We start from the raw sequence: 14,607 nt of genomic DNA, 5'->3' as shown, positions 1-14,607 counted from the left end.
AAAAGACCCCCGAGCAGATACGGGACGACGGACATGAGCGCCCCAACTCCGGCCCCAGGCGACGACAGGCCCCGCGAAGGCTACTACCCCGATCCGTCCATTCCCGGATATGTCCGGTACTGGAACGGCGCGGCCTGGGTGCCAGGGACCAGCCGTCCCGCACCGACCGACGGCGAATCGCTCCCCGCGCCTCCGGGGGCGGGCCCCGCGTCCGCGTCCACGCCCCCGGCGGAGGAGACGGGACCGCACTTCTTCGACGAGGAGCCCATGCCGGCGCCCGAGGCGTCGGGCGGTGCGGGCGGTGCTGCCGGTGCGGGTGACGCCGAGGCCTCGCAGCACGGGAGCAGGCCCGAACCCGCCTCCGCGTGGCAGGCCGATGCGGCTCGGCAGACGGGGCTCGGGGGCGAGCAGGAGCGCCGGGTCTCGTGGGGCGGGGATCCGCGGGACCCGCGTGACCCTCGGGTGCCGAGCGGATCGACCCCGGGGGACACCCCGCCCGCTTCCCCGTCTGCTTCCCCTTCTCCGGAGACGAATTCGCCGGGGACGAACGGGCCCGGCACGGTGCAGATCCGGGCGATCAAGCCGGGCGGGTCGGGCGGGGCAGGCACGCCTCGTACACCTGGTTCGTCAGGTACGTCAGGTACTCCTGCTGCGCCGCCGAAGGACCAGCAGCCCCCGGCCGAGGGCACGGTGACGTTCCGCAGGCCCTCGGGGCCGGTGCGCCCCGCCGCTGCCTCGCCCGCCACCGAAGGCACCATGGCGATCCGGGCGCTCCGCCCGAAGTCGTCCTCCGGCACGGCGGCGCAGACTCCGGCGCCTCCGCAGGCCGCCGTGCCTCCCCAGGCCGCCGCGCCCGCCCCTGCGCCCGCCCCTGCTCCCGCGCCTGCGCCCGTTCAGCCGACCGTCCCGCAGCAGGGTGGTGCGCCGGGTGGCGCGGCCTCGCCCGTGACCGCGGGGCCCGGTGGCGGCTCGCCCTCGTGGGCGCAGCAGGTGCACCAGCTCGCCGAGGGGGACGGCCAGCAGCAGCCCGTCGTGCCGTGGAAGCCGGTGGCCAACGACCCCTTCCTGGCGATGGCGCAGAACCAGGCCGCGGGGCGGCCCGCGGGCCTCGGCAGGCGTCTTGCCGCGCGGCTCATCGACACGGTCGTCCTCGTGGCCGTGACCGGGGCCGCGGCGCTCCCGCTCGGCACGAAGGCCGCCGATCACGTGGACAGCAAGATCGACGCGGCGAAGCTGTCCGGCGAGAAGGTCACCGTGTGGCTGCTCGACGGCACCACGGCGGGGTACCTGGGGATGGTCCTGGGCGTGCTGCTTCTCTTCGGCGTCCTCTACGAGGTGCTGCCCACGGCCAAGTGGGGGCGGACGCTGGGCAAGAAGGTCCTTGGACTTCAGGTGCGGGACATGGAGGAGCACGAGACGCCGACGTTCGGGTCTGCGTTGAAGCGGTGGCTGGTCTATGTGGTGCCGGGCGTCCTGGTGATCGGGGTCGTCGGCGTCCTGTGGTGCGTGTTCGACCGTCCGTGGCGCCAGTGCTGGCACGACAAGGCTGCGGGAACGTTTGTGGCGGGCTAGTTTTCTCTGCGCTCCTCGGACGCCGCAGGCCGGGCTGGATACATCCAGCCCGGCCGTGCAGTTCCAGCCCGTCCGGCGTTTGAGGACGAACTCGGCGGAGCCGGTGATGACGGCGCCCAAGGCCCCTGCGCCAGAAACCGTCTTAACCCAGTCAGCCGCTCGCCGGATGCGAATCCGGCCCCCTCGCGGTCGACTCGCTGCATGAGTACCGAACCGCCGCAATACCCGCCGCCCCCCGACGACGACAACGACCCCTTCAGGAAGCAGCCCCCGCAGCCTCCGCAGGACAGCGGCTCGGGCTCCCCTTACGGCACTCCACCCCCGCCACCCCCGCCGTACGGCGGAAGCGGCGGCGGGGACCCCTACGGCGGAGCCGGTGACCCCCTCGCCGGCATGCCGCCCCTGGCGGAGAGCGGCAAGCGCACCCTCGCCCGCATCCTGGACATGATCATCGTCGGCGTGGTCGTCTGGCTGCTCTCCTGGGCCTTCGGCACGAACGAGTTCGACGTCGACCCGGACGAGGTCGAGTACGGAAAGAGCTTCGGCCAGTCCCTGCTCGCCGCCGTGCTCTACATCGCGTACGACACCTTCATGATCTCCAGGACAGGTCAGACCCTGGGCAAGAAGTGGCTGGGTCTCCGGGTCGCGAACCTCAATGACGGGGCGACGCCCACCCTGCAGACCGCGCTCGTCCGCGCGGCTGTTCTCTGGCTGCCCTTCGCCTTCTGCTGTGCCTGCATCTGGACAGCGATCTGTGGCGGCTGGAGCTTCTTCGACAAGCCCTACAAGCAGGGCCTGCACGACAAGGCGGCCAAGACGGTGGTGGTCAGCACCGGCTGACGACCGAAGACCGCTGCTGTGGCGGCAGCAGCGACAGCGGCAGATCCGGCGGGCTCGTGATCCTTACGGGCCCGCCGGCTCGCGTACGGACTCGGCCATCGCGGGAGCGGCGGCGCGCTGGGCCGGGACGCGGTCGTCGGCGGTGCGGGCGGCGGGGGTGACGTGCGTGGCCGGTGAGGCCGCGGGTTTTGGCTGGGGGACCGTCATCGCGACGAGTAAGCCGAGGCCGAGCGCGGCGGTGGCTATCACCGCGACACCGATCCCCGAACTCGTCTGGGAGAGCAGCAGCATGGCGAGCGTCGAGCAGACGACCGTCAGGGTGCCGTAGGTGATCTGGGCGGGGGTCGGACGAGGCAGCGGCATGGGACGAGGCATGGCGTAATCCGTCCTCGGGACAGCGGATGCGGGGGTGGTCGAGCCCAATGTGAAGCTGTATACGAATCAAAGGGTGCTCGGTGGCGCCGACTTGAGAAGTGTCGCCGCGCCCTGTAGCGCACCGTCGATTGACTCTATTCCGCTGCATGCCCGACGGGAACGGGCGGTAAGCGTGACCTAACCCACGGTGCCGCAGCACAGGGGGCGCACGGGTTCATGACGTCCATCAAGTGGACGGTGCAACGCGCCTGTTGACCATGCCGACGGGCGGGCGTGCCCGTCCGGATAGCGGATCCGTGGGCCTGCATAGTGTACTTGGCCTGTTCAAGTCAAGGTCTGTCTTTTCTTCCGTATCTCCGGTCCAATGTCGTCACTTGTGACGCGTATCGCGCGCGGACCTCCTCCGACCGGGACCTCGGCCCGCCTTCGCGCGGACGCGGGGGAGGACAGCATCAAGTGACAGTCAGAAGACGGACGTTCAGAGCCACCGCGGCTGCCGTGGCGATGGCCGCGGCAGCCGCCACGTTCTCGGCAGCCACCGCATCGGCCGAGGACAGCGGGCCGACCGGAGCTCCCGCCATCGACCGGCAGGACCCGGGCAGGGCCAAGGCGCAGGTCGACCACGACCTCGACGGGCCCTTCAGCAAGCAGCAGGCCCAGCAGCGCAAGGCGGCCCTTCAGCAGGTCGTCGCGGGCGACGCCAAGGTGCAGAAGCGCGGCGGCTCCCAGGTCGTGAAGCTCGACGACAAGAAGTACGTCGAGCTGGGCCGGGAGAAGACCGACAAGATCTTCACGATCCTGGTGGAGTTCGGGGACAAGGTGGACGACACCACCATGTTCGACCCGGACGGTCCCGACGGCCCCGAGGCGCCGGTCAAGAAGTACGGCGGCAAGCCCGGCCCGGCGCACAACAAGATAGCCAAGCCGGACCGTGCGAAGGACAACAGCACGGCCTGGCAGAAGGACTACAACCAGAAGCACTTCCAGGACCTCTACTTCGGTGAGGGCAAGGACGCCAAGGGCAAGACCAAGCACTCCCTGAAGACCTACTACGAGAAGACCTCCTCCGGCCGTTACTCGGTCGACGGCGAGGTCTCCGACTGGGTCAAGGTCGACTACAACGAAGCGCGGTACGGCTCCAATTACTGCGGCGACACCAACTGCGCCAACGTCTGGGACGCGGTGAAGGACGGCGTCACCGCCTGGACCGCCGACCAGAAGGCCCAGGGCCGCACGGACGCCCAGATCAAGGCGGACCTCGCCAAGTACGACCTCTGGGACCGCTACGACTTCGACGGCGACGGCAACTTCAACGAGTCCGACGGGTACATCGACCACTTCCAGCTCGTGCACGCGGGCGAGGACGAGTCGGCCGGCGGCGGCGCCGAGGGCGAGAACGCCCTGTGGGCCCACCGCTGGTACGCGTACGGCAGCGACGCGGGCAAGACCGGCCCCGGCGAGAACAAGGCCGGCGGCACGCAGATCGGCGACTCGGGCATCTGGGTCGGCGACTACACGATGCAGCCGGAGAACGGCGGCCTCGGCGTCTTCGCCCACGAGTACGGCCACGACCTCGGTCTGCCCGACCTGTACGACACCACGGGCAAGGGCGAGAACTCGGTCGGCTTCTGGTCGCTGATGTCGGCCGGATCCTGGCTCGGCACCGGCAAGGACGCCATCGGCGACCTGCCCGGCGACATGACCGCCTGGGACAAGTTCCAGCTGGGCTGGCTCGACTACGCCAAGGCCAAGGCCGCGACGACCTCCGAACACAAGCTGGGCGTCTCGGAGTACAACACCCGCCACCGCCAGGCGCTCGTCGTCGACCTGCCGAAGAAGGCCGTCACCACCACGGTGACCAAGCCGACCGAGGGCTCCAAGCAGTGGTGGAGCGACCAGGGCGACGACCTCAAGAACACCCTGACGCGCTCGGTCGACCTGACCGGCAAGTCCAAGGCCGAGCTGAGCCTTGACGGTTGGTGGGACATCGAGGCCAACTACGACTGGCTCTACACCGAGGTCTCGACCGACGGCGGCGCCAACTGGACGCCCGTGGACGGCACCGCGGACGGCAAGGCCATCCCGCGCGACGCCGGTGACAAGCCCGCGTTGACCGGTGCCTCGGGCGCGTACAAGAAGCTCGCGTTCCCGCTCGACGCGTACGCCGGCAAGAAGATCGACGTCCGCTTCCGGTACTCCACGGACGGCGGCGCGGGCGGCAAGGGCTTCGCGGCCGACGCGCTCGCGGTCACCGCGGACGGCGCCAAGCTCTTCGAGGACGGCGCCGAGGGCGACGACAACGGCTGGACGGCGAAGGGCTTTTCGCGCATCGGCGAGTCCTTCACCAAGAACTACGACCAGTACTACCTCGCCGAGAACCGGCAGTACGTGTCGTACGACAAGACCCTGAAGGTCGGCCCGTACAACTTCGGCTTCTCCAAGTCCCGTCCGGACTGGGTGGAGCACTACGCGTACCAGACCGGCCTCATGGTCTGGCAGTGGGACACCTCGCAGAAGGACAACAACACCAGCGCGCACCCCGGCGAGGGTCTGATCCTGCCGGTGGACGCGCACGCCAAGCCGCTCAAGTGGGCGGACGGCACCCTGCTGCGGAACAAGATCCAGCCGTTCGACGCGCCCTTCAGCAAGTTCGCGACCGACAAGTTCACGCTCCACAACGCGGACGTCGCGCTGAAGATCAAGTCCCAGAAGGGCGTCCCGGTCTTCGACGACCACAAGGGCACCTACTGGTACAAGGAGAACGGCACGGGAAGTGTCAAGGTCACTGACACCAACACCCAGATCAAGATCGTCAAGCAGCCGAAGGATGGCTCCTCGATCACGGTCCAGGTGGGCCCCTCTAAGAAGTAACTAGCGTTTTCGCAGGTCAAGCCATGATCGGCCGTCGCCCTCTAGCGGGCGGCGGCCGATCGTGTTTAGGTGCGTCCTGTGGATTTCTTATTGACACGGGGTCCGGCTGTTCCGGTCGAGGACCCCGTGCGACGTCTCACGGGGGTGTGACCAGCCATGTCCGCAGGAGGTTTCAGCAAGCTGCCGAACGGCAGTGTGGTGGTGGCCTTGACCCTGCCGAGCCCGTCCGCGGGCGGCGGCAATGTCCGGATGATCGTCCACGCGGTGAACCGCGCTAGGGCGCTGACGCGCCTGCGGAACCTCGGCATGCGTGCCGTCTATCTGCGGGGCAACGCGGAGCCTCCGACGCCGGACGAGATCACGGCGGTCCTGCATCACCCGGACGGGCTGATATGGCGTACGGCGCCGGACGCTGCCGCTGAGCTCTGGCATCCCATCCGAGCCCTGAAGCGGCAGAGACCGGGCGTCAGCCCATCCGAGGTGTGAGCGCACGGAAACGGCCGAGCTAGACCACCGGCTTGCCCGTCAGCTCCACGCCCGCCGCCCGCAGCTCCTCAAGGGTCCGCTCGGTCGTCTCCTTGGAGACACCCGCGGTCAGGTCGAGCAGGACCACCGTGCCGAATCCTTCCCGCACCGCGTCCAGGGCGGTGGCGCGCACGCAGTGGTCCGTGGCGATGCCCACCACGTCCACGTCGGTGATCTTCCGGGCCCGCAGCCACTCCGCCAGCGGGACGTCGTTCTCGTCCACCCCCTCGAAGCCGCTGTAGGCGGCCGAGTAGGCACCCTTGTCGAAGACCGTGTCGATGGCGCCGGACGCGACGACCGGTGCGAAGTTCGGGTGGAACCCGATGCCCTCCGTGCCCGCCACGCAGTGCGGGGGCCAGGAGTGGGCGAAGTCCGGTTGGTCGGAGAAGTGGTCGCCCGGGTCGATGTGGTGATCGCGGGTGGCCACCACGTGCCGGTAGCCCGCGGGCGCCTGCCCGATGAGCTCGGTGATCGCGGCGGCCACGTCCGACCCTCCGGCCACCGCGAGGCTGCCGCCCTCGCAGAAGTCGTTCTGCACATCGACGACGATCAGAGCGCGGCGCATCGGGTGTCCTTCGGCTAGGCAAGACTCGTAGGCGTGGTGGACTCGGCCGGATGAACCGAGCGTAGAGACTTCAACCGAGTTGCGGGAGAGGGCGTTCGAACGCCCCCTCCTTCACTCCGGCGCACCTCAGACGTATTCCGTCGGAATGACGGCTTCGCCCTTCGAAAGCTGCGTCGCCGAGAGCGGGAGCCGCTCCCGTGCCGCCGCGTGCCGGTCGCGCACGGTGTCGAGCGGCTCGCGCGCCACCACCTCACCGCCCTTGATCAGCTCGACGAGGAGCTGGTGGTCGGCGAGCTCCACCGGCACGGCGCCCGTTCCGATCACCTCGGCCTCGGCCACCCCGTGCTCGTCGGGCCGCCGCGCGGCCCACTTGCGGCCGCCCACGGACGACTTGGCGCCGAGCGACTTCTTGGCCACCGGCTCCAGCGGAGCCTTCACGTCCGCCGAGTGGGCGCGGGCCACCAGCTTGTAGACCATCGAGCAGGTCGGGTGCCCCGACCCGGTGACGAGCTGCGTGCCCACGCCGTACGCGTCCACGGGCGCCGCCGCGAGCGAGGCGATGGCGTACTCGTCGAGGTCGGAGGTCACGACGATCTTCGTCTTCGTGGCGCCGAGCTCGTCCAGCTGGTCGCGCACCCGGTGCGCGACCAGGAGCAGGTCCCCGGAGTCGATGCGCACGGCGCCGAGCTCGGGCCCCGCGATGTCGACGGCGGTGCGGACGGCCTCGGTCACGTCGTACGTGTCGACGAGCAGCGTGGTGCCGGGGCCCAGGGAGTCCACCTGGGCCTGGAACGCGTCGCGCTCGTTGTCGTGCAGAAGGGTGAAGGCGTGGGCCGACGTGCCGACCGTGGGGATGTCGTAGCGGAACCCTGCGGCGAGGTCGGACGTGGTGGTGAAGCCGCCGACGTACGCGGCGCGCGAGGCGGCGACGGCCGCCAGCTCGTGCGTACGCCGTGCGCCCATCTCGATCAGCGGGCGCTCACCGGCGGCCGAGGCCATCCGGGACGCGGCGGCCGCGATCGCCGAGTCGTGGTTGAGGATGGAGAGGATCACCGTCTCCAGGAGCACACACTCCGCGAAGGAGCCCTCGACGCGCAGGATCGGCGATCCGGGGAAGTAGACCTCGCCCTCCGGATAGCCCCAGACGTCACCGCTGAAGCGGTACGAGGAGAGCCACTCCAAGGTCGCCTCGTCGACGACACGGCGCTCGCGCAGGAATCCGATGACGTCGGCGTCGAAGCGGAAGTTCTCGACGGCGTCCAGGACCCGGCCGGTTCCGGCCACCACTCCATAGCGGCGCCCCTCGGGCAGTCTGCGCGTGAAGACCTCGAAGACGGAGCGCCGATCGGCGGTGCCGGCCTTCAGCGCGGCCTGCAGCATCGTGAGCTCGTAGTGATCCGTGAAGAGCGCTGTCGACGGAACATCCACCGGCAGCCCAAGGTCCGCTGTGTTCATACGAAGGATGCTACCCCGCATCTCGTCACTCTGACGATTTCGTGAGCCCATTTGTGCGAGGGCCCCCTGCGGGTGGCAGCATGGGACAAGTGAGTACGGCTCCCGCAGAGATCACCCGCCCGGAATCGGACGAAGAGACGTTCGCCGTCCCGGAGCCCGACGTCCCCTGGATCACGCTCGTCCACAACGACCCGGTCAATTTGATGAGTTACGTGACCTATGTGTTCCAGTCCTACTTCGGGTACTCGAAGGAGAAGGCCACGAAGCTGATGATGGACGTGCATCACAAGGGCCGGGCCGTCGTCTCCACCGGCTCCCGCGAGGAGATGGAGCGCGACGTACAGGCCATGCACGGATACGGGCTGTGGGCCACCCTCCAGCAGGACCGGAAGTAGCGACGCATCTGATGCCAGGACAATTCGAAGCCATTCCCGGGGGCGGCGCCGCCGTCGCGCTCGACGAGGTCGAGATCTCGATCATCCGCTCCCTCGCCGTGCAGCTCCTGGAGCTGATCGGGCCGGGCCCGGCCGAGGACGCATCCGACGACCCCCTCGCGGAGCTGTTCGCGGAGGGGCCGAGCGAGCCGCCCACCGACCCGGTTCTCAAGCGGCTGCTTCCTGACGCGTACGGCGGCCCCGGCAGCGAGAAGGCCGACGAGGACGAACTGCGCGCGTACTCATCGGAGTTCAGGCGCTTCACCGAGAACGACCTGCGGGCCAAGAAACGTGACGACGCCCTGGTGGTGATCCGCTGCCTCGACGCCCTGACGTCGAAGGGCGAGGGCGGCGCCGTGCTGAAGCTGTCGGCCGACGAGTCGCGGCACTGGCTCGGCGCGCTCAACGACCTGCGCCTGGCGATCGGCGCGCGCCTCGAGGTGACCGACGAGGACGACACGGACGTGCTCTTCCAGCTGCCGGACTCGGACCCCCGCAAGCCGATGGTGATGGCCTACCTCTGGCTGGGCGGTCTGCAGGAGACGCTGGTCGGCACGCTCATCGGTTAGAAGTCACACCCGGGCCGCGCAAAGTCGTTGTATGTAGCAGCGGTTACCTTCCGTTCGCTCATCGGACGCTCAAATCCGGATAACGATCGTGTTACTCGGCTGCCCGTCTTTGATGCGGCGAGGGAATTTTGTCCGGTTCTTCTCGTGGCATGGGCCACACGCGGCTCGGCCGATCACTGTTGCGGCCGTGATAAATCTTCACGACCACTCGGTGACGCCACCCATGTCACCGGTGGCGCTCGGGCCGGCAGACCGCCGGTAGCACTCCATCCATATCCGGGGGGATCAGGACCTGATCCGTGGCCATTACGCAGACTGCGGGCACGGATCTAGCGTGGAGAAAGGCGTCACCATGACCTCAGTGCAGGTCGAAGAGCACCACGACGGCAATGAGGCCGACGGAGCGGGCGGTTCGTCCGGTTCGTCAGGCGAGGGTTATCAGCGCGGGCTCGGTGCCCGGCAGATCCAGATGATCGCGATCGGCGGTGCCATCGGCACCGGCCTGTTCCTCGGTGCGGGCAAGGCCATTCACAAGGCCGGCCCGAGCCTCATCCTGGCGTACGCCATCGCCGGCCTCGTCATCTTCTTCATCATGCGGGCCCTGGGCGAGCTGCTCATGTACCGCGCCGTGTCGGGCTCCTTCTCGGAGTACGCACGTGAATTCATCGGCCCGTTCTTCGGGTACGTGACCGGCTGGACGTACTGGCTCTTCTGGGTCGTCACCGGCATCACGGAAGTCACGGCGGCGGCCCAGTACATGCAGTACTGGACGCACGACTCCATTCCACAATGGGCCTACGCGCTGATCTTCACGGTCATCCTGTACGGCGCCAACCTGATCTCCGTGAAGCTCTTCGGCGAGCTCGAGTTCTGGTTCTCGATGGTCAAGGTCACCGCGATCATCGGCATGATCCTGATCTGCCTCGGCATCCTCACCATCGGCTTCTCCGACGCCGGTGACACCGCTTCCGTGACCCACCTGTGGGACCAGGGCGGCTTCTTCCCGAACGGCATCGGCTCCACGCTGATGACGCTGCAGATCGTGATGTTCGCCTTCCTGGCCGTCGAGCTCGTCGGCGTCACCGCGGGCGAGTCCAAGGACCCGAAGACCGTCCTGCCCAAGGCCATCAACACCGTGCCGTGGCGCATCGCCGTCTTCTACGTCGGCGCGCTCATCATGATCCTCTCGGTCGTGCCGTGGACGGAGTTCGTGCCGGGCGTCTCGCCGTTCGTCGCCGCCTTCGACAAGATGGGCCTCGGCGTCGGCGCCGCGATCGTCAACTTCGTCGTCCTGACGGCCGCGCTCTCCTCCTGCAACTCCGGCATGTACTCCACCGGCCGCATGCTGCGCGACCTGGCGCTCAACGGCCAGGGCCCAAAGTTCTTCACCAAGCTCACGAGGAACGGCCTGCCGCTGGTCGGCACCACCTTCTCCGCAGCACTGATGCTGGTCGGCGTGTGGATCAACTACCAGTGGCCGGGCGAGGCGTTCAACTACGTCGTCTCCTTCGCGACCATCTCCGGCATGTGGGCCTGGATCATGATCCTGGTCTGCCAGATCAAGTACCGCCGCAAGGCCGACCGCGGCGAGCTGCCGCAGTCCACCTTCCGGGCGCCGGGAGCCCCGTACACGAGCTGGTTCGCCCTCGCCTTCATCGCGATGGTCATCGTGATGATGGGCGTCGACAAGGACGCGCGGATCTCGCTCTACGCGGCTCCTGTCTGGGCCCTGATCCTCGGCGTCGGCTACCTGGTCATGCAGAAGCGCGGCAACGCGCAGCCGTCGGGCGGCGGCGAGGCCGAGCCGCAGGACGCGGTGAAGTAGTGCCGTAACGCCTGATCCCAGCATGTGGGCCGGTCCGTACCACTCTTCGGTACGGGTCGGCCCTTCTGCTTATCCTGGCTGCCATGCTGACCCTCACCCAGGCCCTCCACGACCAGATCGTCGCGCACGCGCGCCAGGACCACCCCGACGAGGCCTGCGGTGTGGTCGCGGGCCCGGAGGGCACCGGCCGCCCGGAGCGCTTCATCCCGATGCTGAACGCGGCCCGCTCGCCCACGTTCTACGAGTTCGACTCGGGCGACCTCCTCAAGCTCTACCGCGAGATGGACGACCGCGACGAGGAGCCGGTGATCGTCTACCACTCGCACACGGCGACCGAGGCGTACCCCTCGCGCACGGACATCACGTACGCGAACGAGCCGGGCGCCCACTACGTCCTGGTCTCCACGGCCGACACCGACGGCGCGGGCGAGTTCCAGTTCCGCTCCTTCCGGATCGTCGACGGCGAGGTCACCGAGGAAGAGGTCGAGATCGTCCAGGCATACTGAGCTTCACCTTGAGGCGGCAGGACCCAGGAAGCCGGTGCGAATCCGGCACGGTCCCGCCACTGTGACCCCACCCTCCGCGGGTGGGGCAGTCAGGAACTGACCTGCCGCCTTCTTCTCCCACGACGCAGGGGACGCGGAATCCCCTGGAGGAGGCGCTCAGCCATGCCCCGCCCCATTCGCGCACACATACGCGTGCTCATCGCCGCGGCCCTGCTGGCCCCGCTGGCAGCGTGTTCGTCCACCTCTTCCTCCTCCGGCGGCTCGGAGGCGAAGCCGGGGTCCAAGACACAGGGCTTCCCGTACACGGTCACGAACTGCGGCGTGAAGACGACGTACGAAGCACCCCCGAAGCGCGCCGTGACGATGAACCAGCACGCGACGGAAGTGATGCTGGAGCTCGGCCTGAAGGACCACCTCGCGGGGACGGCGTACCTGGACGACAAGGTCCTGCCGAAGTACGCGAAGGCGTACGCGGACACCCCCGTCCTCGCCAAGGAGTACCCCTCCTACGAGAAGCTCCTTGCCGCCAACCCCGACTACGTCTACGGCGGCTACGCGAGCGCCTTCCTGGCGGGCGAGGGCCGCAGCCGCGGGGCCCTGGCGAAGTCCGGCATCGAGAGCCGCCTCAACGTCGAGGGCTGCGCGAAGCGGGCGGTCTCGATGGACGACGTCTACAAGGAGGTCCGCGAGGTCGGCAGCACGTTCGGTGTGCGGCCGCGGGCGGACAAGTGGGTGGCCGCGGCGAAGGGCGAACTGTCCGCCACCGCGAAGAAGCTGAAGTCCAGGAAGCCCCTCCCGGTCTTCGTCTACGACAGCGGCGACAAGACCGCGTTCACGGCGGGCGGCCGTGGCATCGGCAACGACATCATCGAGCGGGCGGGCGGCCGCAACGTCTTCGCCGACCTGGACAAGTCCTTCGGCGACGCGTCCTGGGAGTCGGTGGTCGACCGCAAGCCCGAGGTGATCGTGATCCTCGACTACGGCGGCACGACGGTCGCCCAGAAGAAGAAGCGCCTCCTCGACGACCCGGTCCTCGCGGACGTCCCCGCCATCAAGCACAAGCGCTTCGCGGTGCTTCCGCTGTCGGACGCGGTGGTGGGGGTGCGGGCACCGGCGGCGGTGAGCAAGCTGGCGGACCAGCTGTGAAGGGGCAGGGGGTTCAGCCCGTCCGGCGTTTGAGGACGAACTCGGCGGAGCCGGTGATCGACGGCCACCGGTCGAGGGGCAGGGGAAGACTCCGTTACGGCACCGTCGTCGCCGGGCTGCTGGTGGCCCTCGCGGCGGCGGTCGTTGCGGGCCTGGCCCTGGGGTCGGTCCGCATCCCCACGGCTGACGTCCTGGAGATCCTGACGGGAGGGGCACAGCCTTCCCCGTTCCGCACGATCGTCCTTGACGTCCGCCTGCCCCGGGTCCTGCTCGGCGCAGCCGTAGGCGCGGGGCTCGCCGTCATCGGCACCGTCCTCCAGGCCCTGGTGAGGAACCCGCTGGCCGACCCGTTCCTCCTCGGCGTCTCCTCCGGAGCGTCCGCGGGAGCCGTCGCCGTCATCGTCCTCGGCAGCGCCTTCGGCATCGGCGCGGGCGTGTCCGTCACCGTCACCATCCCGGCCGCGGCCTTCGTCGGCGCGCTGCTCTCCCTGCTCGTCGTCTACACCCTGGCCAGGTCCGGCGGGGGAGGGTTCGCCACCGGCCGCCTGATCCTGGCCGGAGTGGCCGTCTCGTACATCCTCTCCGCCCTGACCAGCCTGATCCTGATCATGGCCGACAGCGCGGACCACCTGAAGGAAGTCCTGTACTGGACGCTCGGCGGCCTCGGCAGCGCCCGCTGGGACATGCTCGCCCTGCCGGGCGCCGCCCTGATCGCGGGCACGGCGCTGCTCGTCGTCCTGGCCCGCCCCCTCGACCTGCTCCTGGTCGGCGAGGAGGGCGCCACCGTCCTCGGTCTGGACACGGCCCGCTTCCGCGCCGCCGTCTTCGTCCTCGCCTCGCTCCTGACCGGCGTACTCGTCGCGTACAGCGGAGCCATCGGCTTCGTCGGCCTGATGGTGCCGCACGCGGCCCGGATGCTGGTCGGCGCCGCGCACCGGGCGCTCCTGCCAGTGGTGGCCCTGATGGGCGCGGTGTTCCTGGTGACCGCCGACCTCGCCGCGCGCACGGTGGCTGCGCCGCAGGACATCCCGGTCGGCGTCCTGACGGCGCTGACGGGCGGCCCGTTCTTCCTGTGGATGCTGCGAAGGAACCGTACGGAGGCCACCGCATGAGCGACCCGGCCCTCCTGCGCACCGAATCCCTCTCCTACCGCACAGGTGAGAAGACCCTCGTCGACGACGTCACCCTGCACGCCGACCGAGGCGAGACCGTCGGCCTCGTCGGCCCCAACGGCAGCGGCAAGACCACCCTCCTGCGCTGCGTCTACGGCACTCTCGCGCCCACCGGCGGCCGCGTGCTCCTGGACGGCGACGACCTCGCGGCCCGCTCGGCCAAGGACCGCGCACGGCGCATCGCCACCGTCCCGCAGGACGGGCACACCGGCTTCGAGCTCACCGTCCGGCAGATCGTCGCCATGGGCCGCTCCCCGCACAAGCGCTTCTGGGAGGCGGACACCGCGCGGGACGCCGTCCTGGTCGACGGGGCCCTCGAGCGGGTCGGCGCGGCGGACCTCGCCCACCGCACCTTCGCCGGGCTCTCCGGCGGCGAGCGCCAGCGCGCGCTCGTGGCGAGGGCGCTGGTGCAGCAGCCCGGGGTCCTCGTCCTCGACGAACCGACCAACCACCTGGACATCCGCTACCAGCTGGAGATCCTCTCCCTGGTCCGCGACCTCGGCACGACGAATCTCCTGGCCCTGCACGACCTCAATCTGGCGGCCTACTACTGCGACCGTCTGTACGTGCTCGACGCCGGCCGCCTGGTCGCGTCGGGACCGCCGAAGGAGGTCCTGACCAGCGAGCTCCTCGCCGATGTGTATGGAGTCACAGCGGAGGTCGCGGTGCACCCGGCCACGGGCGCCCCGACGGTCACCTACCTGCCCACAGCGGGGCCACGCCTCCCGTCATCCACGTGATGGACGCATTCC

At 69.2% G+C, this 14,607-nt stretch carries 14 protein-coding genes and 1 riboswitch; of the genes, 11 read left to right on the top strand and 3 right to left on the bottom strand.

Translation table 11 applies throughout. The features are described from left to right. Window positions 1-33 precede the first annotated feature (33 nt). Window positions 34-1,572, top strand: a complete 1,539-nt coding sequence (locus tag ABZ833_RS17495) for an RDD family protein (RefSeq protein ID WP_361047197.1) — start codon at window positions 34-36, stop codon at window positions 1,570-1,572. 201 nt (window positions 1,573-1,773) lie between these two features. Next, complete coding sequence (locus ABZ833_RS17490; RefSeq protein ID WP_361047194.1) at window positions 1,774-2,412, top strand: RDD family protein; 639 nt, start codon at window positions 1,774-1,776, stop codon at window positions 2,410-2,412. Between the two features lie 63 nt (window positions 2,413-2,475). On the opposite strand, the gene ABZ833_RS17485 is transcribed toward ABZ833_RS17490, so the two are convergent. Next, entirely contained in the window at window positions 2,476-2,769 is a 294-nt protein-coding gene (locus ABZ833_RS17485; protein ID WP_361047533.1) for a hypothetical protein, read from the bottom strand. Between the two features lie 474 nt (window positions 2,770-3,243). Between ABZ833_RS17485 and ABZ833_RS17480 the strand changes: the two genes are divergently transcribed. After that, window positions 3,244-5,658, top strand: coding sequence for an immune inhibitor A domain-containing protein (locus ABZ833_RS17480; protein ID WP_361047191.1), 2,415 nt, complete (start codon window positions 3,244-3,246; stop codon window positions 5,656-5,658). Between the two features lie 156 nt (window positions 5,659-5,814). Further along, window positions 5,815-6,144 carry a hypothetical protein gene (locus ABZ833_RS17475; RefSeq protein WP_361047188.1) on the top strand — a complete coding sequence of 110 codons (330 nt, stop codon included), beginning with the start codon at window positions 5,815-5,817 and terminating at the stop codon, window positions 6,142-6,144. A gap of 19 nt (window positions 6,145-6,163) precedes the next feature. On the opposite strand, the gene ABZ833_RS17470 is transcribed toward ABZ833_RS17475, so the two are convergent. Next, window positions 6,164-6,748 carry a nicotinamidase gene (locus ABZ833_RS17470; RefSeq protein WP_361047186.1) on the bottom strand — a complete coding sequence of 195 codons (585 nt, stop codon included), beginning with the start codon at window positions 6,746-6,748 and terminating at the stop codon, window positions 6,164-6,166. A 126-nt stretch (window positions 6,749-6,874) separates the two neighbouring features. Then, on the bottom strand, window positions 6,875-8,203 hold the full coding sequence (locus ABZ833_RS17465) for a nicotinate phosphoribosyltransferase (protein WP_249589671.1): 1,329 nt from the start codon (window positions 8,201-8,203) through the stop codon (window positions 6,875-6,877). Between the two features lie 80 nt (window positions 8,204-8,283). Here ABZ833_RS17465 and clpS point away from each other — a divergent pair, with 80 nt between their 5' ends. From clpS to ABZ833_RS17430, 7 genes are all read left to right on the top strand, one after another. Further along, window positions 8,284-8,598: an ATP-dependent Clp protease adapter ClpS gene (clpS, locus tag ABZ833_RS17460; protein ID WP_160505277.1), complete on the top strand. Its 315-nt coding sequence runs from the start codon at window positions 8,284-8,286 to the stop codon at window positions 8,596-8,598. Between the two features lie 11 nt (window positions 8,599-8,609). Further along, on the top strand, window positions 8,610-9,206 hold the full coding sequence (locus ABZ833_RS17455; RefSeq protein WP_361047182.1) for a DUF2017 domain-containing protein: 597 nt from the start codon (window positions 8,610-8,612) through the stop codon (window positions 9,204-9,206). A gap of 352 nt (window positions 9,207-9,558) precedes the next feature. After that, on the top strand, window positions 9,559-11,031 hold the full coding sequence (locus ABZ833_RS17450; protein ID WP_361047179.1) for an amino acid permease: 1,473 nt from the start codon (window positions 9,559-9,561) through the stop codon (window positions 11,029-11,031). Window positions 11,032-11,114: 83 nt separating this feature from the next. After that, window positions 11,115-11,537: a M67 family metallopeptidase gene (locus tag ABZ833_RS17445; protein WP_361047176.1), complete on the top strand. Its 423-nt coding sequence runs from the start codon at window positions 11,115-11,117 to the stop codon at window positions 11,535-11,537. Further along, window positions 11,510-11,657: riboswitch (cobalamin riboswitch) on the top strand. Its footprint overlaps the gene before it by 28 nt. A 42-nt stretch (window positions 11,658-11,699) precedes the next feature. After that, on the top strand, window positions 11,700-12,683 hold the full coding sequence (locus ABZ833_RS17440) for an ABC transporter substrate-binding protein (RefSeq protein ID WP_361047173.1): 984 nt from the start codon (window positions 11,700-11,702) through the stop codon (window positions 12,681-12,683). A 116-nt stretch (window positions 12,684-12,799) separates the two neighbouring features. Beyond that, the gene (locus ABZ833_RS17435) at window positions 12,800-13,795 is read left to right on the top strand and encodes an iron ABC transporter permease (protein WP_361047531.1); all 996 of its coding nucleotides are present in this window, start codon (window positions 12,800-12,802) and stop codon (window positions 13,793-13,795) included. Further along, window positions 13,792-14,595: an ABC transporter ATP-binding protein gene (locus ABZ833_RS17430; RefSeq protein ID WP_361047170.1), complete on the top strand. Its 804-nt coding sequence runs from the start codon at window positions 13,792-13,794 to the stop codon at window positions 14,593-14,595. Before ABZ833_RS17435 ends, ABZ833_RS17430 begins: the two co-directional genes overlap by 4 nt. The last annotated feature ends 12 nt before the right edge of the window (window positions 14,596-14,607 follow it).

This window comes from Streptomyces sp. NPDC047525 (assembly GCF_040643025.1).
Classification (GTDB): Bacteria; Actinomycetota; Actinomycetes; order Streptomycetales; family Streptomycetaceae; genus Streptomyces; species Streptomyces durmitorensis.
The sequence above is the reverse complement of the archived record's forward strand: the minus strand, read 5'-3'. Positions and strand labels throughout refer to the sequence as shown.

Coding starts and splice junctions, on each gene's coding strand:
- ABZ833_RS17475 (WP_361047188.1), top strand. CDS start 5,815: ATGTCCGCAGGAGGTTTCAGCAAGCTGCCGAACGGCAGTGTGGTGGTG.
- ABZ833_RS17430 (WP_361047170.1), top strand. CDS start 13,792: ATGAGCGACCCGGCCCTCCTGCGCACCGAATCCCTCTCCTACCGCACA.
- clpS (WP_160505277.1), top strand. CDS start 8,284: ATGGGACAAGTGAGTACGGCTCCCGCAGAGATCACCCGCCCGGAATCG.
- ABZ833_RS17455 (WP_361047182.1), top strand. CDS start 8,610: ATGCCAGGACAATTCGAAGCCATTCCCGGGGGCGGCGCCGCCGTCGCG.
- ABZ833_RS17445 (WP_361047176.1), top strand. CDS start 11,115: ATGCTGACCCTCACCCAGGCCCTCCACGACCAGATCGTCGCGCACGCG.
- ABZ833_RS17440 (WP_361047173.1), top strand. CDS start 11,700: ATGCCCCGCCCCATTCGCGCACACATACGCGTGCTCATCGCCGCGGCC.
- ABZ833_RS17450 (WP_361047179.1), top strand. CDS start 9,559: ATGACCTCAGTGCAGGTCGAAGAGCACCACGACGGCAATGAGGCCGAC.
- ABZ833_RS17490 (WP_361047194.1), top strand. CDS start 1,774: ATGAGTACCGAACCGCCGCAATACCCGCCGCCCCCCGACGACGACAAC.
- ABZ833_RS17470 (WP_361047186.1), bottom strand. CDS start 6,748: ATGCGCCGCGCTCTGATCGTCGTCGATGTGCAGAACGACTTCTGCGAG.
- ABZ833_RS17495 (WP_361047197.1), top strand. CDS start 34: ATGAGCGCCCCAACTCCGGCCCCAGGCGACGACAGGCCCCGCGAAGGC.
- ABZ833_RS17465 (WP_249589671.1), bottom strand. CDS start 8,203: ATGAACACAGCGGACCTTGGGCTGCCGGTGGATGTTCCGTCGACAGCG.